Source organism: Streptomyces sp. NBC_01320 (assembly GCF_035974375.1).
Lineage (GTDB): Bacteria > Actinomycetota > Actinomycetes > Streptomycetales > Streptomycetaceae > Streptomyces > Streptomyces yanii.
Genome location: NZ_CP108390.1, coordinates 97,382 through 118,067 on the forward strand (window position 1 = coordinate 97,382; position 20,686 = coordinate 118,067).

General features: G+C 66.4%; 21 protein-coding genes and 3 pseudogenes. 15 read left to right on the forward strand and 9 right to left on the reverse strand.

Going from position 1 to position 20,686, the window contains the following annotated elements:
• Positions 1–35 precede the first annotated feature (35 nt).
• Positions 36–1,211: an ABC transporter substrate-binding protein gene (locus tag OG395_RS00495; protein ID WP_326793525.1), complete on the forward strand. Its 1,176-nt coding sequence runs from the start codon at positions 36–38 to the stop codon at positions 1,209–1,211.
• Here OG395_RS00495 and OG395_RS57930 read toward each other — a convergent pair.
• Together OG395_RS57930 and OG395_RS00505 are read right to left on the reverse strand one after the other, a co-directional pair.
• Positions 1,188–1,988: a transposase gene (locus tag OG395_RS57930; RefSeq protein WP_442818487.1), complete on the reverse strand. Its 801-nt coding sequence runs from the start codon at positions 1,986–1,988 to the stop codon at positions 1,188–1,190. The genes OG395_RS00495 and OG395_RS57930 overlap by 24 nt on opposite strands.
• 45 nt (positions 1,989–2,033) lie before the next feature.
• Positions 2,034–3,431, reverse strand: coding sequence for an IS1380 family transposase (locus OG395_RS00505; protein WP_327241114.1), 1,398 nt, complete (start codon positions 3,429–3,431; stop codon positions 2,034–2,036).
• A 202-nt stretch (positions 3,432–3,633) separates the two neighbouring features.
• Between OG395_RS00505 and OG395_RS00510 the strand changes: the two are divergent.
• A pseudogene (locus OG395_RS00510) lies at positions 3,634–4,810 on the forward strand (IS701 family transposase).
• Positions 4,811–4,983: 173 nt separating this feature from the next.
• Here the strand turns inward: OG395_RS00510 and OG395_RS00515 are convergent.
• Positions 4,984–6,042 carry an IS630 family transposase gene (locus OG395_RS00515; protein ID WP_327241115.1) on the reverse strand — a complete coding sequence of 353 codons (1,059 nt, stop codon included), beginning with the start codon at positions 6,040–6,042 and terminating at the stop codon, positions 4,984–4,986.
• A 104-nt stretch (positions 6,043–6,146) separates the two neighbouring features.
• Between OG395_RS00515 and OG395_RS00520 the strand changes: the two genes are divergently transcribed.
• The gene (locus tag OG395_RS00520; RefSeq protein ID WP_327241116.1) at positions 6,147–6,767 is read left to right on the forward strand and encodes a plasmid pRiA4b ORF-3 family protein; all 621 of its coding nucleotides are present in this window, start codon (positions 6,147–6,149) and stop codon (positions 6,765–6,767) included.
• A 488-nt stretch (positions 6,768–7,255) separates the two neighbouring features.
• On the opposite strand, the gene OG395_RS00525 is transcribed toward OG395_RS00520, so the two are convergent.
• The 3 genes from OG395_RS00525 to OG395_RS00535 all read right to left on the reverse strand — a co-directional run bounded on the left by OG395_RS00525 (position 7,256) and on the right by OG395_RS00535 (position 8,833).
• Positions 7,256–7,672: a CBS domain-containing protein gene (locus OG395_RS00525; RefSeq protein ID WP_327241117.1), complete on the reverse strand. Its 417-nt coding sequence runs from the start codon at positions 7,670–7,672 to the stop codon at positions 7,256–7,258.
• Between the two features lie 56 nt (positions 7,673–7,728).
• On the reverse strand, positions 7,729–8,208 hold the full coding sequence (locus OG395_RS00530) for a hypothetical protein (protein ID WP_327241118.1): 480 nt from the start codon (positions 8,206–8,208) through the stop codon (positions 7,729–7,731).
• A gap of 73 nt (positions 8,209–8,281) precedes the next feature.
• Positions 8,282–8,833 (reverse strand): hypothetical protein, encoded by a 552-nt coding sequence (locus tag OG395_RS00535; protein WP_327241119.1) that lies wholly within the window; start codon positions 8,831–8,833, stop codon positions 8,282–8,284.
• A 293-nt stretch (positions 8,834–9,126) separates the two neighbouring features.
• Here OG395_RS00535 and OG395_RS00540 point away from each other — a divergent pair, with 293 nt between their 5' ends.
• The 4 genes from OG395_RS00540 (at position 9,127) to OG395_RS00555 (ending at position 11,680) form a co-directional block, all read left to right on the forward strand.
• Positions 9,127–9,729: a hypothetical protein gene (locus tag OG395_RS00540; RefSeq protein WP_327241120.1), complete on the forward strand. Its 603-nt coding sequence runs from the start codon at positions 9,127–9,129 to the stop codon at positions 9,727–9,729.
• A 219-nt stretch (positions 9,730–9,948) separates the two neighbouring features.
• On the forward strand, positions 9,949–10,182 hold the full coding sequence (locus OG395_RS00545; protein WP_327241121.1) for a hypothetical protein: 234 nt from the start codon (positions 9,949–9,951) through the stop codon (positions 10,180–10,182).
• A 735-nt stretch (positions 10,183–10,917) separates the two neighbouring features.
• Entirely contained in the window at positions 10,918–11,073 is a 156-nt protein-coding gene (locus OG395_RS00550) for a DUF6131 family protein (RefSeq protein ID WP_266749788.1), read from the forward strand.
• 160 nt (positions 11,074–11,233) lie between these two features.
• On the forward strand, positions 11,234–11,680 hold the full coding sequence (locus OG395_RS00555) for an SRPBCC family protein (RefSeq protein ID WP_327241122.1): 447 nt from the start codon (positions 11,234–11,236) through the stop codon (positions 11,678–11,680).
• A gap of 91 nt (positions 11,681–11,771) precedes the next feature.
• Here the strand turns inward: OG395_RS00555 and OG395_RS00560 are convergent.
• Positions 11,772–12,172, reverse strand: a pseudogene (locus OG395_RS00560) (IS30 family transposase); the annotation flags it as partial.
• Between the two features lie 508 nt (positions 12,173–12,680).
• Between OG395_RS00560 and OG395_RS00565 the strand changes: the two are divergent.
• From OG395_RS00565 to OG395_RS00575, 3 genes and pseudogenes are all read left to right on the forward strand, one after another.
• A pseudogene (locus tag OG395_RS00565) lies at positions 12,681–12,924 on the forward strand (gas vesicle protein GvpG).
• A gap of 7 nt (positions 12,925–12,931) precedes the next feature.
• The gene (locus OG395_RS00570) at positions 12,932–13,669 is read left to right on the forward strand and encodes a histone protein (protein ID WP_327249213.1); all 738 of its coding nucleotides are present in this window, start codon (positions 12,932–12,934) and stop codon (positions 13,667–13,669) included.
• Between the two features lie 6 nt (positions 13,670–13,675).
• A complete protein-coding gene (locus OG395_RS00575; RefSeq protein ID WP_327241123.1) occupies positions 13,676–14,686 on the forward strand; it encodes an SRPBCC family protein in 1,011 nt (336 codons plus the stop codon).
• A 76-nt stretch (positions 14,687–14,762) separates the two neighbouring features.
• On the opposite strand, the gene OG395_RS00580 is transcribed toward OG395_RS00575, so the two are convergent.
• Complete coding sequence (locus tag OG395_RS00580; RefSeq protein ID WP_327241124.1) at positions 14,763–16,013, reverse strand: IS110 family transposase; 1,251 nt, start codon at positions 16,011–16,013, stop codon at positions 14,763–14,765.
• Positions 16,014–16,604: 591 nt separating this feature from the next.
• On the opposite strand from OG395_RS00580, the gene OG395_RS00585 reads away from it, so the two are divergent.
• Positions 16,605–17,006 carry a hypothetical protein gene (locus OG395_RS00585; protein ID WP_327241125.1) on the forward strand — a complete coding sequence of 134 codons (402 nt, stop codon included), beginning with the start codon at positions 16,605–16,607 and terminating at the stop codon, positions 17,004–17,006.
• A 141-nt stretch (positions 17,007–17,147) separates the two neighbouring features.
• On the opposite strand, the gene OG395_RS00590 is transcribed toward OG395_RS00585, so the two are convergent.
• Positions 17,148–18,023, reverse strand: a complete 876-nt coding sequence (locus OG395_RS00590) for an aldo/keto reductase family oxidoreductase (RefSeq protein WP_327241126.1) — start codon at positions 18,021–18,023, stop codon at positions 17,148–17,150.
• A gap of 139 nt (positions 18,024–18,162) precedes the next feature.
• Here OG395_RS00590 and OG395_RS00595 point away from each other — a divergent pair, with 139 nt between their 5' ends.
• The 4 genes from OG395_RS00595 (at position 18,163) to OG395_RS00610 (ending at position 20,681) form a co-directional block, all read left to right on the forward strand.
• A complete protein-coding gene (locus OG395_RS00595) occupies positions 18,163–18,588 on the forward strand; it encodes a winged helix-turn-helix transcriptional regulator (protein WP_175262200.1) in 426 nt (141 codons plus the stop codon).
• 409 nt (positions 18,589–18,997) lie between these two features.
• Positions 18,998–19,159, forward strand: coding sequence for a hypothetical protein (locus tag OG395_RS00600; RefSeq protein WP_327241127.1), 162 nt, complete (start codon positions 18,998–19,000; stop codon positions 19,157–19,159).
• Between the two features lie 396 nt (positions 19,160–19,555).
• Positions 19,556–20,029 (forward strand): lamin tail domain-containing protein, encoded by a 474-nt coding sequence (locus tag OG395_RS00605; protein ID WP_327241128.1) that lies wholly within the window; start codon positions 19,556–19,558, stop codon positions 20,027–20,029.
• Positions 20,030–20,303: 274 nt separating this feature from the next.
• Complete coding sequence (locus OG395_RS00610; RefSeq protein ID WP_327241129.1) at positions 20,304–20,681, forward strand: nuclear transport factor 2 family protein; 378 nt, start codon at positions 20,304–20,306, stop codon at positions 20,679–20,681.
• The last annotated feature ends 5 nt before the right edge of the window (positions 20,682–20,686 follow it).

Genomic DNA, 20,686 nt, shown 5'->3' on the forward strand with positions numbered 1-20,686 from the left:
CGAATGGAAGTTCAATGAGGAACTGCCGAACGAGAGTGATCGCCTTCGTCGCCGTGGCCGCGGCCACCGCCTCGGCCTGCTCCGGCCGCTCGGCCGGTACGGAATCCGACACCGGCGACATCGTGATACGCGCCAGCTACCCCCTCAGCGGCGCTCTGTCCTCCGCGGGCGTCTCGGCCGATGGTGCCGCCGCGTACTTCAAAGCCGTGAACGCGGCGGGCGGCATCAACGGTCGGAAGATCGATTTCAAGGTGGAGGACGATGCTTTCGACCCCTCCCGGCTGGTCTCCAACAACACCCAGTTCGTCAAGCGCGACCACGCCACCATCGTCGTCAACTTCGGCGGTATCGCGGTCGCGGCCCGGCCACAGCTCAACGCGGCTGGCGTGGCCCAGATCGTGCAGGGCGGCGAAACCGTACTGAGCGACATCAAGAAGTTCCCCGAAACCCGAGCCTTCGTCCCAGACATCTCCTGGGAGGGCGAGCTCCAGGGCCGCTACATCGCGGAGAAGACCCCGAAGGCCGTCGTCGGCTTCATGGGCTTCAACAACGAGTTCGCCGACAGCCAGCTCGCGGGGCTGGCCAAGGCGGGCGCCCACCCGGTCAAGTCCCTCAGACTCCCGCCCGGCCAGGGCGACGTCGCCTCACAGGTGACGGAGCTCAAGGCGGCCAAGGTCGACACGCTGGTCGTCACCCTCAGTCCGCCCACTCTGGGCGCGCTGCTCACCTACATGGGCCAGATCCACTACAAGCCCAAGATCTTCATCGGCAGCGCCTACGCGGACTTCGCCAGCACCGTGAATCCCGCCGGCACCGCCAACGTCAAGGGCGCCCTGTCCTACCAGTGGTTCAAGGACCCCCAAAACCCGGCGGTGCACGACGACAAGGCGCTGGTGAAGTACCGCGCCGACATGGCGAAGTACGCGCCCAAGGCGGACGCGAACCAGTCGTTCGCGCTGACCGGCTACGGGCTGGCCGCTGCGATCGTTTCCGCCCTCAAGGAGACCAAAGACGTCACCAGCGGCAACTTCCTCTCTGCCTGGGACTCCCTGTCCAAGACAGCGAACCCGCTCCTGATCAACGGAGCGACGCTCACCAGCGAATCGGACGGCCGACTCGTGCACGAGTATCAGCTGCATGAATTCGACGGCACGAGCTGGGTGCCGCGCGGTGACATCATCAACGTCTCAAAGACCGGCATCACCGGCTGAGGCGACCAGTGCGACCGGGGCGCGATTCAGAGCCCGATCCGCCCCGGTGGGCCCGGCTGACAACGATAGTTGAGCGGTGCGGAGATGCCCGCGAGCCCGGCGGGTGGTGACGCAGCGTGTCCGTAGGCGCTGGTGGTCGGCGTTGCGGAAGCCGAACGCGTTGCGAGCGACGAGCTTGATCACACGGTTGACACCCTCGCTCTTGGTGTTGCTGTGACCGGTGTTGATGAACGCTTCGATCTCGGGCCACCAGCGGCCGGCGGTGGTGGCGAGCTGGCGGACTTCGGGGATGCCGGAGTCCGCGCAGCAGGTGAGAAACCTCCAGCGAGCCTGACCGATTTGGTAACGGTCGGCGCCGGTGCGGGCGCACGCGAGGAGGTTGCGGAGGTTCCCCTCGGCGAACCAAGCCGTCAGCAGTGTCTGTCCGATCTTTCCCTTGTCTAGCAGAGCGTTCCACAGCGTGGCGAACTGCTCGTTGGTGAGGCCCTCGCGGTTGCGTAGCAGGCGCCGCCTGGCTTTCCACTCCCGGTCACTGGCACGTCCGCGCCAGCCGCGGGTCTCTGCTGCATTGGATCTGCACCCAGAAGCAGACGTGGAACCCAGTCGGCAACGGCCTGGGCTTCCCGACCGACGATCCCCATGCGAGTGACACCAGGGCCTTAGCCTGAATCCACCGGCTTGGATTGAAAAGGATCTTCTAACGGTTTTCTGAGCTGGTGCCGGGTCGGTGCTCGGTTTGGGGCAGGTGGTATCTGCTGGTCTGCCCAGCTTTTCCACGGGTTCGGTTCCGGTCGGGCCTTGAGGGCGGGGTGGACAGGGGTGTCAGATCAGTCCCGGTGGGCCGTGCGTGATGGCGAACATATGCGTCCAGGCTTGCTGCCAGGGCCAGTTGTGGGGCAGGTGCAGGGTGATGCGCCGTGCTGAGCGGGCGATCCGGGCCGGGACGTGGACCAGGTGGGCCCGGAGTGTGGCGGTGGTCGCCTTGGCGTGGAAGGCCGAGGTGTGTGCTCCGACGGCCCGCAGCAGGTTGTAGGCCATCGCCCACAAGATGAGCCAGGCCGAGTTGGCGTGGAAGTGCCCGGAGGGCAGGTGGGCCAGAGCTCCGGCTTTGCTGTCCGCGATGACCTGTTCCACCACCGCGTGGTGGCGGTGTTCTCGTTCGGCCTGGAGTGTCCCGGCGGGGTTGTCGGTGAAGAAGGGGTGGTAGCGCCAGACGGGAAACAGCTCGCCCTGTTCTCCCACGACGGCGGGTTTGGCCAGGTCACGGACCCGGCGCACGATCAGCCGGGCCGTGACGCGCTCACTCTTGTTGCGGCTGGCGAACGCGGTGTATGCGGGTATCTCGGCGACCTCGGCGTCCGAGATGAGATCACCGGTGTCTGGATCTTCCACCGCGTTCGGGTAACTGATCTTCTGCCATGCCTGGTTGGGGATGCTGAGGACGGCCCGTTTGATGGACGGGTTCATGCCGGTGGTGATGGAGAAGCGGGCTCCGGCCCGGCGGCAGGCTGCGATCACACCGGCGTTGTAGAACTGTGAGTCCGCCCGCAGGATCCGCATGCCGGTGCAGCCCGCCTCGGCGGCGGTGGCCAGGGCCTCGCTCACGAATTTCGGGGCGCCTCGGGAGTCTGCTGCCTTGCCGCGTCGCATCCGGACCGCGGCGATCACCGGCCGGGAGTGCGGGGTGCAGATCGTGGCGAGCAACGGGTGCAGAGTGCGGATGCCCTTGAACCGGCCGTACTCCGCGCCCTGCTTGGCCCGCCCGTAAACCCGTTTATGAGTGGAGTCGACGTCGATGAACGCCGTCACACCGGCGCCCGGCAGCAGTGGCGTGTGTGCGGCCAGCGCGCCGAGGAACCTGCGGTGCACGGCGTGGAGTTGGAGAGCATGACCGTGGGTGAACGCGCGCAGGAACGTGCCCAGCGTGGACGGGGCCCGGATACCGTCGAACACGGCCGGCATCGCACCGTGCCGCAGCAGGCGAAGGTCGTCGATGCTGTCCGCGCCCGCGGCCATACCGCCCACGATGCTGGTGACCTTGGCGTCCGCCGCCGCACCCGCGCCGTTGCCCGCCCCGGGCAGCTTCACCTTCTCGGCCACCAGGCGCGAAAGACCGCACCGCTCGGCCAGCCGCATCACCGGGACCAGCCCCGCATACGCGATCAGATTCCGGTCATCGAACGCAGCGGAGACCGCCGCCGGGGTGTGAGAAACTTTCATCTACGAGGTGCCTTGCTGATAGCGCGTGATGGTGGTGTGGTAACTCCCATCTTCGCAGGTCAGCAGGCACCTCTCTTCATTTCTCTATCCACAGGACCCGGGACAGCCGGTGGATTCAGGCTTAGCCTTGGGCTAGTACTGCAACCGCATCTGCCGTGACAGGTGGCGGAGTGGCTCGTTGTTCCGTCTGTGCGATGAATCGTTGACGGTTGAGCAGGTCGAGTCGTGGTCCGAGGGGATAGCCGGGTTCCATGCCCGGTTCGCCCATCGTTTCGGCAGGTCGGAGCCCCGCGAGCGGGCGTCGGACTACCTGAACGGGTTGCTCGCGCCGCTTGAGAAGAAGAACGGGTGGACGCTGTCGGAGCAGGTCGGGCAGTTGCGCCCCGACGGCGTCCAGCGGCTGCTCAACCACTCCGACTGGGACGAGAACGCGGTCCGCGACGATGTGCGGGACTTCGTCGTGGAGACCATCGGTGCCAAGGACGCGGTGCTGATCGGTGACGACACCGGCTTCCTGAAGAAGGGCACCAAGTCCGCCGGCGTCCAGCGTCAGTACACCGGCACGGCCGGCCGCACGGAGAACAGCCAGATCGGAACATTCCTGGCCTACGCCTCCGCCAGGGCGGGCGTTGATCGACCGCGAGCTCTACATCCCTGTCTCCTGGACGGATGACCGTGACCGCTGCCGCGCGGCCGGGATCGACGACGGAGTTCCCTTCGCGACCAAGAACGAGCACTTCAAGTGGATGCTGCAACGCGCCATCGACGCGGGTGTCCCGTTCGCGTGGGTCACCGCTGACGAGGCATACGGGCAGGTCAAGCACCTGCGCGTGTGGCTGGAGGAACGTCGGGTCGCGCACGTGCTGGCCACGAAGGTCAACGACACCGTGATCACCGCGCGCGGAGCGGACGCGCGGGTGGACCAGCTGGTCGCCGTGCTGCCCCGCCAGCGGTGGAAACGGATCTCCGGCGGGGCCGGCGCGCACGGTGAGCGGATCTACGACTGGGCGCGTGTCGCGATCCGCCCGTACTGGGAGAACGGCTTCGGGCACTGGGTACTGGCCCGACGCAGCGTCAGCGACCCGAGCGAGATCGCCTACTACGTCTGCTACGGCCCGGTCGCCTCCCGACTGAAAGACCTGGTCAAAGTGGCTGCCGCGAGGTGGGCCGTGGAGGAGTGCTTCCAGACCGCGAAGGGAGAGTGCGGTCTGGACCACTACCAGGTACGGCTCTACCGGGCCTGGTACCGCCACATCACCCTGGCCATGGCCGCCCTCGCCTACCTGACCGCCATCCGCGCCGCAGAAGCCACAAAAGGGGCACTCTCGACGACGAGCAAGACCTCATACCCCTCAGCGTCCCGGAGATCCGCCGGTTGATGGGCCACATCGCCGTCACACGCCACTGCCACACCAACGAACACCATCTGCACTGGTCACGCTTCCGACGACGCAGCCAGGCCCGAGCCCGCCGCTCCCACTACAAACGCCGAGGCCACATTCTCCAGATGCGGTTGCAGTACTAGTGCAGCGCCGCACTGATCCTGCGGGGGTCAGGTGGCCTTGAGTGGGGTGCCGTCGTAGGTCCATCGGAAGGGGCGGGCTTCCTTGTCGTAGGCGAGGGTGAACTCGCGGATCTGGTCGATGAGGTCCTGGCGTGAGGTGAACTCGCCTCGTCGCAGCAGTCGGCGGGCCAGGATCGAGAAGAAGATCTCGACCTGGTTCAACCATGAGGCGTGCTTGGGCGTGTGGTGGACGGTGAACCTCGGGTGGGCCGCGAGCCAGGCCCGCGTGGCCTTCGAGACGTGTGACGATCCGTTGTCGAGGACCAGATGGATCGCCAGGGCAGGGTCGATACTCCCGTCCAGCAGTCGCAGGAACCGGATGAAGGTGACGGAGTCGTTGCGGGCGATGTCCTCGACCAAGACCTGTCCGCTGTGCACGTCCAGGGCCGCGACGATGGACGCGGTGCCGTGGCGTCGGTACTCGAACTCGCGGCGCTCGGCATGGCCGGGCCGTACGGGCCTGGTGGGGTGGCGACGCGAGCGGGCCTGCATGGCGGTCTTCTCGTCCACGCTGAGCACGACCGACCCGGGCGGGCGATGCAGGTAGAGGGCGCACACCTCGGCGGCCTTGACGTGGAAGTCCGGGTCGTCGGGGCGGGTGAGCCAGCCGCGGACGAGGTGGGGTTTGAGGTCCAGGTCGGCCAGGATCCGCCCGACCTGGGAGGCGGAGATCTCGTGGGCAGCAAGGGACTTGGCGATCGACTTGTGGGTCCATTGACTGTCGGGGGCCGGTTTGGCGGAGGTGACCGTGGCGACGATCGCAAGGTGCACCTCGGGCCCGTACCGACGCGGGCGGCCCGGCCTCCTGCGGTCGTCCAGAGCGGCCATGCCCTCGTGGTGGAACCGCTTGCGCCAGCGTCGCACGGTGGCGATGTGTAACCGGTGGCTGCGAGCGATGGCCGCGTTGGAGACACCGTCGGCGGCGGCCAGGGCGACCTCGGCTCGCTGGATGCGCCGCAGCGGCGCGGTGCGCGAGCGGGCCAACTGCTCCAGAACCGCGCGCTGGCTCTTGTCCCAGACCACCGTGAACGGGCTGTGCGCTGGCATGACCCCACCCCTGGATTCGACGAGCGGCGGTCATTGTCGCGCGGACGAACGGGGTCAGCGGCGGACGGCCTCGCGGGAAGGGGGCCGGTGGCAGGATGACGGCCATGGCGAATACCAGGCGCGCGAAGCCGATCTCCCGCTCCCGGACGGCACCCGGAAAGGTCGTCCACAAGATCAAGGTCACCCTGCGTGGCTCCCGGCCCCCGGTCTGGCGCCGCCTGGAAGTGCCGTCGGGCACCACGCTGCAGCAGCTTCACCACCTCATCCAGGCGGCCTTCGGCTGGGAGGGCTACCACATGTGGGCCTTCGAGACCCCGCAGGACCGCTATGGAGTCGCCGACCGTGAGTTGGGGATCCGCAGCGCGGCATCCAAGCGACTTGACCAGGTCGCCCCGAGCGTCGGCGACAAGCTCAGCTACACCTACGACTTCGGCGACGACTGGGAGCACGACATCCTCGTCGAGGCCATCACCGACGCCGAAGCGGGTACCCCCTACCCACGCTGCCTCACCGGCCGCCGTGCCTGCCCGCCCGAGGACTGCGGCGGGATGTGGGGATACGAGTACCTCATCGAGATCCTCGCCGACCCCGGCCACGAAGAACACGACGAACGGCTCGAATGGCTCGGCCTCGACACCGCAGACCAGTTCGACCCCGCCGCCTTCGACCTGGCAGAGGTCAACAGCGCACTGTCCGGCTTCGCAGCCATCCTGATCGAGAACTGACGCTCCACCATGCAGCATCGATCGCCCCAGCCACCACGGCAGGGGCGATCCTGACCCTCGCAGGATCAGTGCGGCGCTGCACTAGGCCTGGTCGATCGTGCCCGCGACTTCATCACCGGCCGCGGCGAATGAAGGCACCACGCGCAAACCAGACCGGTCCCGGCCGCGAAACAGTCTCCGCGTGGTTGAAGGGCGACGAGGTATCCCCGGTAGGCGGCCGCGGGGAAACTTGCCGGCGCCTTCAGATTTCGTGATCGCCTTCGCAGCTCAGGTGCCGTTCCTCCTCCCGCCAACAGGCTTGGGTTCGGTAGGAGGGTGTGGCGGCGGGGGAACAGGGTCCGGTGGAGAGGGCATTGGGCCTGGTACCGGGTCCGGCGGGCTCGGCACAGGGCCAGGCGACGGAGGGACGGGCTCGGGGTGCGGGCCGGGTGGTCCCGGCGGTGGTGTTGTCACAAGGCCTCCTCGATTGGCGCACAGCCCAGAATTGGTCAGGCGGCGGATAGTGCTTCGAGGAGGTCGCCGACGGCCGGATCGGGCAGTGCCCGGGCGACATCGGCCTGGGCGACCATTCCGACCAACACGTGTCCGTCGATGACCGGCAGTCGACGCACCTTGTGTTCACTCATCGTGCGGAGAATCTCCGACGCATCGTCGTCCGCGCCGATCGTGACGGCCTCACCCTGCGCCAGCTCGCCCGCCTTGATCTCAGCGGGGTCCTTGTCCGCCGCAAGCACCTTGATCACGATGTCACGGTCGGTGAGTACGCCCTTGAGACGTTCGTCCGCTCCGCAGATAGGCAGAGCACCCACGCCCAGTTCGGCCATCTTGTGGGCGGCCAGGAGCGCGGATTCGTTCGCGCCGATGCACTCGGCGTCCGGCGTCATGATGTCGCGCGCCGTAGTCATCACACACTTCCTTTCCGATGGATTTCGGTTCGGACACTGGTGTGGTCTTCCCGCGGTCAGGTGGTGAGCAGGCGGTTGAAGAACGAGCGGTAGCGCTGAAGTGCTATGCGGAGATCCTCGGTGAGGACCTCCTCGCCCCGGCCCCACTGGCTTTCGAGCCCTTCCTTGCGGGATGCGAACGACCCGGCCAGCGTCTGCATGACCTCGGCGACCAACGCGTCGGCCGCACGGACGGCTTCCTGCGGATCGTCGACGAAAGCTGTCTGGACGGCCTGCCATTTGGACTGGAAGGCCTCGGCTTCCTCGGGACCGAGAAGCGGCTCGTTCGCCTGGGTGTCTTCCGGCGCCGATCCATGCGGTGCGCCTGCCGCCGGCTCCTGGGACGCCGCGTCCGCAGTGGCACCCTCGGCGGACGGGGGAGCGTCATCCGCCGCTGCCGGCGCCGTCCCACGATCTGCGTCCTGGTCCTCCCGGGGCCGGGCAAGATCCTCGGTGCTCAGGCCCATGTCGCCCGCTTCACTGTGTTCGCGCTGCATGCTTGTCCACCTCGTCCGAATCAATTTCGGCGGGCTCTTCATCCGCGGCCCGCCGGCATACGCGGGGTCCGGGTCAAGCGCGTTGCTGTCCCGGCCTGTCGCCGTTGGTGAGCAGGTCGTCGAAGAGCGCGCGGTAGTGCACCATCGCCCCCCGCAGTTCCTCGGTGGTCGTCTGCCGGCCGCCGGCTCGTGCATTGACTTCGTGGGCGGCGCGATAATGCTCCAGCGTGCGCCCGTGCTCGACCGACAGGTCCTTCACCTGCTGCTCGTACCCCTCGGTCGGGTAACCACGTTCCTTCATGAGCCGGGTCACCAGCTGGTCCGCCTCACCGACCGCCTCTTGCGGACGGTCCACGAAGTGCTCCTGCACGCTGTTCCAGTCCTGCGCGTACTGCTGACGGGCAGTCGAGGCCAGCGGCTTCAGATCGAGGTCGTCATGCCGTTCCTCGCGGGCGCGCAGATCACGTTCTGCCGCCCTGTGACCACCCTCGGCTTCCACCGCGCGCTCGTACTCGGCGCCGAAACGGTCCCTCAGGTGACGGCGACGAACTGCCGTCCACAAGCCGATCGCGAGGACAATGACGACGACCGCGACAATGATCGCAATGACAATTCCTGACGACATCGCACGCCTCCCTTGATGTCGCTGCTCAGATCCCTGTCATCCGGCCCCAGGCGCGCGGCAGCCCGGGAGGCGATTCCCGCGCCCCGCACGCCTTGCCGGGCCGCCGCATGCACTCCACCCATACGCCCCCAACGCCCCGCCCGCCACCCGGGACAGCGCGGTGAACACACAGGGCACCGGACCAGAAGCGGTGGGTAGTGCGGCTGCGGGCACTGCTGACGGTCAACAGGGCAGACCCAACCAATCACTGCCCACGCTGCGCGACAGCCCGGCGCCGGCGCAGACTGGGGAGCATGAACCCCTGCGAGGGGCTGGCCACGGTGGAGCGCACGGACGGGACCCTGGTCCGCGTCTGGGCAGAGGTCACCGTCGCCCAGGAGCACAGCCCGGCAGACACGGACCGGCCCTGGACGGCCCGGCTGACCGCACCCGGTGGCGAAGCACTCCTGCTGCGGGGCACCGTCACCCTGGTCCTCGACTCCGGGACCCGCTGGCCCGCCGAGGTCACCCACACCCAGTTGTCGTCCGGACCGCACTCCCCGAACTGGACCGAGATCAAGGGGACCGGGCCCGCAACCACCCGGCCAGACGCGATCACCGGCAGCCACGCCGAACGCGGAGACGGACCACAGCCTGGCATCGCCGGCCCCGGCGAACGCAGAGGAACAGTTCACCGGCCCGAACCGGACCACGACCACAACCACGACCACGACCACGACCACGACCACGACCACGACCACGACCAAACCGTCGAGCACCCGAACCAAGGCCGCATATCGGGCATACAATTTCGGGGATGCGGGACATCCGAGGAATCGCCGAGTACACCCGAAGGTCGCCGCAGGGATATCCCGCACCGCCACGCAGACGGCCCCCGGCACGCGGCATTTTTTTGACTGAGTGCCAGGGGGCCGCCGCACAAGCGGGCGTCCACAGAACAAACGCCCACCCCGCCACGTCGCCGCGCAGCTCACCCGTGCCTGGGTGCAGGAAAAGCGGCACACCCGCTGGTCTGCGCACACGGCGCGGGCATCTGACCCGATGGCCGATGCCGAGCCTGACCGCCCGATCGTTGAGCCTCACGCTGAAACCAGGAACAAGAGAAGAGACGGCGAGTGGAACGGCGCCCCCTCCCCCAGCCCGCACGCCACGCTGACGAGCCGCTCAATGAGCACGGGACAGGGCCGCTCGGTGCGGACGGAGCGGGAACGGGTCTCTACACCGCCGACCGGGCAGCGGTGGTGGCCACAGCGCTCGTCTCCCAGATCCACGCCGCGGCAGCCGAGCTGGCCGGACTCGCCGAACACCTCCTGGTACTCCAGGAGCACCGATACCCCGACGGGCCATAAACACGAGGCCCGTGAGACCTCCCGCCTGGTCGAAGAGGCAAGACGCCGCGCCGTGGCCGTATCCTGCCACGTTTGACCGTCAGCAGTGCCCACAGCCGCACCCCACGGCTTCTCCGCGAGTGTCCTGCATGTGTGCCCGTGCTCGCGGTGGCGTGCAGGGTGCTGTGGGCGTATGGGTGGAGTGCATGCGCAGCCCCGTAAGGGATAGCGCGCCGGGCGCGGGAATCGCCTCGCCCGGCGTGCGCGCATGACGCATACCGCCTTCCGGTCGTGCGCAGCCAGCGGACGCGCTTCAGTGCGGCCTTCGTTGGGGAAGTGACCGCGTGCCTTGACCGCCCGGCAGAGGCTTCTGCCGCTGGCGTACGATCCTCGGCTCGAACGCGCCTTCACGGTCCCTGCGCACGGTGATCTCCATAGGGCGACGTCGGTCAGTACGGTGTCTTGGAGCGGGTCCCACTGCGGGAGATGCCGCCATAGAACCTCGTGCAGACGGGGCCATACCCATATCGGGACCGCGCTTTTTAAGGATGGTTGTCGGAAGCTGATGGTTTGCGTCACGACACCGATGGTGCCGAGCGCACTGGCGATGATGACGACCAGGCGGAAACGCAGGATGTGCCTGCCCTCGCGGCAAGGCCCTCTCCCGGTTTGGTGGACGATCGCCTCGCACGGTCTGCATCGCCGTGTGTATATGCGAGGCGCATACTGAAAAGACCTGGGAGAACGGAGGACGCCATGATCATTCTCGGCGTCATTCTGCTGGTCATCGGTCTGGTGGCCAGCATATCGATCCTATGGACCATCGGTATCGTGCTCGTCGCGATCGGTATCGTTCTTTGGATCCTGGGTGCCGTCGGGCATGCGGTGGGCGGTCGACGGCATTACTGGTAGGGCTGCTTGTTCCGGCTCCCCGTGCACGCGGCCAATGTGATGGCCAGCGGCGGCTGTGATCTCGGTGTGTTCGGGTGCCGCGTGCTCGATGTGGATTTCGGTGCCGGCCCGCAGATCGCTGCCAGAGTCGGGAATTCCAATATCCCGGATGGGAGCACACATGGCTGTACGTCATCAGCTCATCGCCCGGGAACCGTCCGTACTCTGGGCGGTTCTGGAGGATGAGAGCCGTTACGCGGACTGGGTGGTGGGGACCTTCGACTCCACCCCGGGTAACGGGCGTTGGCCGGAAGTCGGATCGTCGATCACATACACGGTACGTGTGGGGCCGAAGGAGTTCCACGGCCGCACGACGGTCCGCCGCCTCGACGCGCCGCGCGCGCTGGAACTCGAAGCGCACGGAGGGCCGTTGGGTACGGCACGGATCGCCTTCGACATCCGGCCGTGGGGCGACAAGACCCTGGTCATTCTCGACGAGCATCCGCTGCGCGGACTGGGAGGGAGTCTCCACAACACAGCCCTCGACGTCTTTGCGCAGATCCGACACCGCAGCATGCTCCGGCGACTTGCGGAAGTCGTCGAAGGAATGCCCCAAAACACACAGTGAGCGGCAGGACGAGAGGACCAGCCCCAACAGTTCATCCTCCCGCCCATGCCTGGTGTCCGGCAAATTCGAGGGGTCGTCGCAACACTGCTGGTCAGCTGACTGGGTCCACCAGCTTAGCGAGACGCTCGGCCGGGGTCTCCCAGCCGAGCGTCTTTCGTGGTCGGCTGTTGAGTTCGGCGGCCACCACCTCCACCTGCTGAGGGGTGTGGGACAGAGGTCAATGCCTTTTGGGAACTACTGGCGCAGCAGGCCTTGGCGTTCTTGTCCGAGCCGCGCTGCCAGGGCTCGCCAGGTTGCAGAAGTAGACCGGAATGTCCGTGGCCTTGGTGAACGACTGGTGGGCCGCCATCTCCACGCCCTGGTCCCAGGTCAGGGAACTCCACAGGTGCGGCGGAAGAGATTGGACGGTCGCGGCGAGGCGTTGCGGGTGGCCAGGATGCTGTGGCCACGCGGCAGATGTACAAGCATCAGATAGCGGGTGGAGCGCTCGACCGCCAGGTGGCGACGAGAGTGGTGCTCCTGGCTGCAACGTCGCGCGCCGCATTACACGGAGCGTCTTGCCCTTGCCCGGCGTGGACTCGCGCACGCCGCAACCACAGACGTGGAACAGCCCTTCGTGCACCCGGCCGACACCGTGACCGCACGACCGGCACCTGGACCCCGCAGCCATGAAAAGGATGGGCTCGTGCACCGTCGCCCGCTACACCGCCAAAACATCGATCACCACAGCAGCCGCCCACCCCGGTTGGTGCGCCCGATAGCTCCTCAAGGTGCGAGGCACCCGATACCGATCAGACTTGAATGCATGGCAGAAGAACGTCGGCCGCGCGGCGGGAAATCCTCGACGACAGCCGCGCGGCGAAAGCGACGTCTCCCGCAGCGCGGCGGAGCGATTCGGAAGCGTGCACCGCGCACGTCAAGCTGCGTTTTGCGGGCCCGCTGCCCTGTTGCAACTTCGTCGCCGCTGCAGGCACTCACGTTCAGGCTGTCAGAGTCTGACATGGGACTGCTCACGCTCCCCAACGCACCGGTCCGCGGTGTGATCTGGGTGGCGGAGAAGCTCTCCGATGCTGCCGAGCGCGAGTTGCACGCCCCAGGAGTGCACCGTGCCCAGCTGGCTGTACTGAACCGGGAACTTGAAGACAGAGATAGCAGCACGGAGGAGTTCGAACCGGGAAGAGGAAAGGCTGCTGGACCGGCTGCATGCTGCACATGTCGGCCCCGCACCGAACGATCGAAGGTGACGCACTCATGGATGACACAGCCAAGGTGACCCTCGCGGCCGCAGTAGTGGGCGGCTATGTGCTGGGCCGGACGAAGAAGGGCCGGCTGGCGCTGACCATTGCGACGTATCTGGCTGGGAGACGATTCGGCCTTGAACCCCGACAGCTTGCCGCCGAAGGGATGCGCAGACTCGGAGAGATTCCCCAGTTCGCCGAGCTGCAGGAGCAGCTCAAAGGGGAAGTCTTCGACGCGGGCCGTAAGGCAGTGGCTGCCGCCGCCGACCGGGGCATGAGTTCGCTGGCCGATGCCCTCAGCGACCGTACGGCCCGGCTCGGTGAGAAGCAGGATGAGGCGGAGGAAGAGGGGGACGAGGAGGAGTACGAGCCGGAAGAGGGAGGTGCGGAGTACGAGGAAGAGGAAGAGCCGGAGGCCGAGCACGAGGAAGAAGAAGAGGAAGAGGAGGAACAGCCGGAAGACGAATACGAGGAGGAGGAAGAGGAAGAGGAAGAGCCGGAAGAGACGCAGCCGAAGCGACGCCGCGGAGAGAAGTCTCGGACGGCCAAGAAGTCCGCAGCCCGGAAGACAGCTCCGGCGAAGAAGACAGCTGCGAAGAAAACTGCTCCGGCCAAGAAGTCCGCAGCCCGGAAAACCGCTCCGGCGAAGAAGACAGCTGCGAAGAAAACTGCTCCGGCCAAGAAGTCCACAGCCCGGAAAACGACGTCCTCGAAGCGAGCAGCGTCCAAGCGCGCCGATCGTCGGAGGTAGTCAGTCATGACCAGGACGGAATCAGACCAGCCCACGGCACAAAAGTCGGGTGCGGACCGGCTTCGCGAAGAGGCGTCCAACTTCCTCAGTGCACAGGTGGAGAGTCTCGCCGAGAAAGCGGGCGACAAACTGACCGATGTCACTGGGCAGCTCACTGATGTGGCCGAGAGTGGATCGCTTCCCGCGATCGCCTCCCGTATTCTCCAGGGCGAATCCCCGCTGAAGGCATTCGTCGGGGAGAAAGCCAAGGGCGTCAAGGACAAAGTCGTGGGGAAGGTCAAGGAAGCGTTCGGCGGCGGAAAGGGGAAACGCAAGTCGAGCGGCGGCAAGGTCATGAACATCATCGAGGTTCTCGATGTGGGAGTGCCCCTGCGTGTCGCGTACGACCACTGGACGCAGTACGACCAGTTCAGCAGCTTCGCGAAGGGCGTTCGCGACGTCTCGAAGAGCGACGAGATGTCCAGTGCCTGGAAGGTCAAAGTCGGACCTTCCTCGCGCAGCTTCAAAGCGACTGTCCAGGAACAGATTCCCGACGACCGCATCGTTTGGACATCCGAGGGAGCCAAGGGAACTACCCGTGGTGCGGTCAGCTTCCATGAGTTGGCACCCAGCCTGACTCGAATCGTCCTGGTCGTGGAGTACTACCCGTCCGGGTTCTTCGAGAAGACGGGCAACCTGTGGCGCGCTCAAGGGCGCCGAATGCGACTCGACTTCAAGCACTTCCAGCGATACGTGTCCCTCGCTCAGGAAGAGCCCGAGGGCTGGCGCGGTGAAATCCGGGACGGTGAAGTCGTCGTGTCCCACGAAGACGCCATGGAAGAAGAGGCCGCTGAGCAGGAGGACGCACAAGGCGAGGAGCCCGAGGACGAGGACTACGAGGACGAGCCCGAGGACGAAGACTACAAGGACGAAGACGAGCCCGAGGACGAGGAAGGAGGCGAATACGAGGAAGATGAAGAGGAAGAAGGAGAGGAAGAGGATGTAACCCCCTCCAGGAAGCAAAGAGGACGGGGGTGAGGTTCCCCCGAGATGCGGAAAGAAGTGACAGCGGGTCAGATGGGACTCATGAGAGACATCTCACGTGCCTAAGAAGTCAAGCTGCGACGGTCAACACCGCTGCCGAGGAGGTGAAGGCATGCTGTTCGTCGAAGAGTTGTCCGGTCTGCAAGCAGTGGTAGAGCTGGCCGATCATGCGGTTGAACAGGTGCCGCTGGGCCTGGGCATGCCAGTCCCCGTGCTCGCGTCGTCGGCGGTAGTGCGTGTCAGCCCCAGAAGAGGCTCTCAGCGAGGAGAAGGCCCAGAGAAATCCAGCGGTGATCAGTCGGTCGTTCTTGATGAAGCGCCGTCCGACGTAGCGTTTCTTGCCCGAAGCGCGAGTGATGGGAGCCGATCCCGCGTAGGCCTTCAAAGCGCGGGCGTCAGCGAAGCGGCTGCGGTCGTCTCCGATCTCGGCGAGCACCCGGGCGGCGAGCTGTACTCCCAGGCCGGGAAAGCTGAGGAGGATCTCAGCGTCCGGGTGCCGGCGAAAATGTTCCTCCCCCGCCGTCGTGAGTTCCTCGGCGGCCAGGCAGGCTGCGTGCAACTGGCGTATCAATGCCAGAAGTTGATAGCCCATGGCATCCTCGACGGCCTGCGGCTGGTGGGCGTAGTCAGCGCGGAAAATGGTTCGCAGGCGATCGGCCTCGGCGTCGATGCCCCGGGTGCGGCCCGCGCGTTTCAGTGCCGCCCGCAGTTGGGCCGGGGTGAGTCTGGCGGCCCTGGCCGGGGTCGGTGCCGAGGTCAGCACCGCGCGGGCCTCGGGGCGGGCCAGGCCGTACTGCTTGCCCAGGAAAGCGTCCAGGGCGGCAGGGAAGAACTCCCGCAGCAGCGAGCGGACCTGGTTGACCAGCTGCTGACGCGCCCAGACCGCGTCTTGCTGGGCACGGGCGAGGACAGTGATCGCCCGTGCGAGATCGGTGTCGGCGGGCAGCTGGCGGTGCGCGTGTCCATCGGTTCGCAGGATGTTCGCCAGGACCAGGGCATCGCCGGCGTCGGACTTCTTGCGCGAGACACTGTGGCGGTCGCGATAGCGGGCCGCGGCGAGGGGGTTGATCGCGTAGATCGGCCGTGTTCCGGTGTTCAGGGCGGCAACGAGCAGACCCCGCCCGGTCTCGATGGCCACGGGAATCGGTTCCTCGGCGGTGTCGCCGTACTCGGCGAGCAGGTCCAGCAGCAGCCGGTAGCCCGCCGTGTCATCCGTGATGCGGCGCTTGGCCAGCAGCTGTCCGGTGTCATCGACCAGAGCCACGTCATGGTGACTCTCGGCCCAGTCGATCCCGCAGAACACGGTCACACGGTTCTCCATTCACTTGTTGTGTGCGCAGGTGGTGAGCCTGTGCGGGCCACGCGGCGACCTAATTCCAGGACTCTTCGGTCCGCCATCTCACTAGCCGTTCGCGGCACCAGCGCACCGCAGGGGCCTCCGTCTTACGAAGAGCTCGGCGGCTCGGGAGGAAGCGAAGAGGTCGCCCTGCGACGGGCTCACACCACAACGATCTACGTACGGGAGGCCGGGTTGGGTTCCGCAGCGGCCCGAAGACACCGGGCGCCACCGTTCTCTCATAAGGCCTCGACGGGCCGGGAACCGACAGGAGTCTGCCCGGTGCCCACGCGGCCGCTACGAACCCAACCCGCTTCAACAGTCCAGCAGCTCACCCACGAGCTGATCTGGAACCGCCTACACACGAATTAGGAACATCGACCATGTGGCTTCGTTCATCTCTAGGGACAGCGATTATCGACGCGTTCGGGAGTCAGTTGGTGATCAACAGAGTCGTGGATGTCGACGAGAAGTGACGGCACTACCTGGGCGGGGGCCGGCAAGGCGCGCTCTGAGCATGTAGCTGCGTGGCTCGCCCGGTGCTACTGAGACCTGCGCGGCTGAGCGGTCACCGGGATGGCCTCTGTGATCCGAGGATGCCGCGACCAGGAGCACACCTACTTGGCGGTCAACCAGCACCCCTTCGTGCTCCCGCCGAAGCTCGCCCGTCTTATCGACGATCAGCTCCAGCACGGCCCCCGGCACAGCAACACGGCCAGGCGCCGATATCTCTTGCCTGGTCACAGCCCCGGACGCCCGCGCAACCCCCTCGGCCTCGCCGACACCCTGAGACACCACGGTCTGCCCGCCCGCGCAGCACGGAACACCGCCATGATGGACGCCCTGGTAGACCTGCCGCCCATGGTCATCGCCGACCTGCTCGGCATCCACCCCAAGACAGCCGAACGCTGGGCCACCCTCGCCGGCGGGAACTGGTCCGACTACTTGGCAGTGCGACGGGCCGCACCGCAGGGGTAGGCCGTTTCGTTTAGATCATCGGATCGTTGCCGCGATCACCTGCGGAAACGCAGCATCCGCGCTGTGATCATATTCCTATGGTCTGCCCGATAGTCCGAGTGGAAGGAACTGCCTGGTCTCGGTCGGTGACCTGTGTGTTACTCAGTGGCCGATGCTATCCAGTTCGGCCAGATCCTCGTCGGAAAGGGAGAGTCCGGCGCCTGCGATGTTTTCGCGCAGGTGGGCGGTGGACGACGTACCGGGGATGAGCAGGATGTTCGGCGAGCGTTGCATCAGCCAAGCCAGCGCGACCGACATCGGCGTCGTCCCCAGCCGACTCGCGACCTTCGAGAGGGCCTCGGACTGTAGCGGCGTGAAGCCTCCCAAGGGGAAGAACGGCACATAGGCGATGCCATCGGCGGCGAGGCGGTCTACGAGGTCGTCGTCATGGCGGTGGGCGAGGTTGTACATGTTTTGCACGCACACGATCGGGGCGATACCGCGTGCCTCGGCGACCTGCTCCGGCATGACATTGCTGACGCCGAGGTGTTGGATCAGGCCCTCTCGTTGGAGGTCGACAAGCGTCTCGAATGCTTCGGTGATCGAGCCGGGCTGGGGGCCCTGAGCATCGCCCATCCGCATGTTGACCAGGTCGAGAGCCTCGACGCCGAGGGATTCGAGGTTCTCGTGGACCTGCTTGCGCAGGTCCTCGGGGCGCCGGGCCGTGGGCCAGCCGCCCTGTGCGTCGCGGGTCGCGCCCACTTTGGTGGCGATGAACAGCGACTCCGGGTACGGGTGCAGTGCTTCGCGGATCAGCTCATTCGTGATGCGTGGTCCGTAGGCGTCGCTGGTGTCGATGTGGGTGATCCCGAGACTGACTGCCTCGCGCAGGACGGCCAGGGCGCCGTCGTGGTCGGCGGGCGGACCCATGACCCACGGGCCGGCGAGCTGCATCGCGCCGTATCCGAACCGGGTGACGGTCGAGTCACCCAGCGTCCAGATTCCGCCCGGAAGAGGTGATGTGGAGGGCGTGTTCATCACAGTGCCTTTCGCTTCTTGCCAGGGGTGGTGTCTCCGACCCCTTGCATCAGTGTTGGGGAGTTACTTCCTTACGGGAAGTAGGCACTATGAAGTGCGTAACCACCCCAGAGAGTGAGAGGCGACCTCAGTGACGACGATGAAGGCCGACAAGAAGGCGCAGGCCAAGGCGGAGTACAACGCGTTTCTAGCGATATGCCCCAGCCGTCAGCTTCTCGACCGGATCTCGGACAAGTGGGTCGTCCTGATCCTGTGCGCGCTGGGCGGTGACGCGTCCGAACAGTCCGGCGCGTCGCATGTCCCAAAGGCGATGCGCTACTCGGAGCTCGCCCGGCTACTGGCCGGCGTCAGCCAGAAGATGCTGACTCAGACCCTACGAGCCCTCGAACGCGACGGCTTGCTCACCCGCACTGTGACGCCGACGGTCCCCGTCACCGTTACCTACGAGCTGACTGACCTCGGCCTCTCACTCCACCACCTGACGCGCGGGCTCCGTCAGTGGGCGCAGACTCACATGGACCAAGTCCTCGCCAACCGCGAGAAGCACGACGCACGAGCTTGCTAGCGACGACGGAGTTCTCCTGTCTCGGCTCTGCAGGCTGAAATGTGCCTGGCCTTGAGTGCCGACGACGAACAGCACGGCCTTCTGTGGGGAGATGGTCAGCCGGTCGACGCCTTGTTGAACGCCAGCAGGTTCGGCGTGCCCTCTGGCAGACATCCGGCGTCTTCGCGGACAGCGCCTGTTGGGCGAGAGCTGTACGCCTTGTCACCGCTGACGTGACCGGGCCGGGTGCGGAGCTGCTCGCCCCGCGGGCGAATACTGCAACTCTCGAGTACCGACACTCCACCAGTGTCACGCCGACACCATCGACGCCGCGGTCGTCGGCTTCACTGGCCCCCGGAAGCGGCCCCGCAACCTCGCCCTGGTACCCGAAGGTGAGAGCACACCACGGCTGTCGGCGCGGATCGACCCGGTGCTGTCCGTACGGATCGGCGCCGCAGTCGCCGAAGCTGGCGTCCTGGGACAGGCCGAGGCCGGTGGCGAGTCCTCCACAAGGCTGGACACCGGCCTTGTGGTTGAGGTCCTGGCCGGGGCAGGGCGCCACGGCACCCTCACGATCACACGGATCCACTGATCACCTCGGGGCGAACAATTCTGCGAGCAGATGTTCGACCCGGCCATCCGTGTCTGAATTGCGGGGTCTTATGACTGTTACCGATGAGTGTGCTGTTCGATGGGTGACTGACGGGGTGGTGCGGTGGGGCGCGCGGGCGAGCTGATAGGGCTTGTTCCCAGCTGTGGGGCGGATGCGTGCATCCAGCAGTCGATGTCAGGACACGCTCGGGCGGGGTCTGTGATCAACACAATCGCGAGTTACGGAAATGTCCGCATTAAGTAACACGAAACGATGTCGCTGCTGGTGATGGCGGAGGTACTCCAGGCTGTGGTTCTCGGCCTGAGGGGCCGGGACCCGCACCGCGCAGCATGGCCCCTGACCGGGTCCTGGGCGCCCTTACTTGAGGGGACATCAATGTCTGCTTCTCGTACCGTCCGCCGCATCGCCGCTACCGCTCTGGCGGCCGGTTCCGTCGTCGCCGTGGCGGCGATGCCGGCTGCCGCCGACAGCGGCCACGGACACGGCCGCCACCAGTCGTACTCCAACGTCGTGCTCGGCGACATCCAGTACGACAGCCCCGGCCGTGACGACTGGTCGAACCGGTCCCTGAACAGGGAGTGGGTGGAGGTCACCAACACCGGCCGCCGCGCGGTCGACCTGGACGGATGGACGCTCTCGGACCGCGACGGCAACCTGTACCGCTTCGACGACCTGCGCCTGGCCGGCCGTGCCACCGTCCGTGTCCACACCGGGCGCGGCCATGACACCCGCCGGGACGTCTACCAGGACCGCCGGAACTACATCTGGAGCAACAACGCCGACAAGGCCACCCTGCGCGACGACCACGGCCGCACCGTGGACACCCACACCTGGGGCTACCGCCGCTGACCCACTTGACCTTGCCCCGCCACTGACCAAGGGCGCACCTTCCGCCCCCGGGGTGCAACCCTTGTGAGCCGGCGTGCCACCACCCACACAGGGTGGTGGCACGCCGCTCTCGTACGTCAACAGCCTCCGGGTTCTTACCGCTTGGCACGGTGCACACCCTTACGACCTTGGGATCTATTAGCGGCAGTGAGGGGGCTGCTGCTTTGGGGTCGGCGTGCCAGGTCGCCCGGGGCCCCAGGGCCGGGATGTCAGTGGCCCGTGCAAGGGTGCCCCCATGGACTCTTCAGGAGTGGTCGAGGCATTGTGGGATCGGATCCAGGCGCGCGATTGGTCAGCTGTCGCCGACTTGGTCGCGGAGGACGTCGTGGTCGAGTGGCCGATCAGCGCGGAGCGCATCGTCGGCAACAAGAACTTCGTCGCGGTGAACAGCGAATACCTGGGGGGCTGGTCGATTCGGGTACTGCGGATCGTGGCTGACGGCAACGAGGTGGTCTCCGAGGTCGAGGTGCCGCATGACGAGTTCGGCGTGTTCCGCGCGGCCTCATTCTGGACCGTCCAGCAGGGACGGATCGTGCGTGGCCGGGAGTACTGGACGAGTGTTGGGGCTGATCCGCGCCCGGAGTGGCGGGCGGCTCTGGTTGAACCCATGTGAAGCGG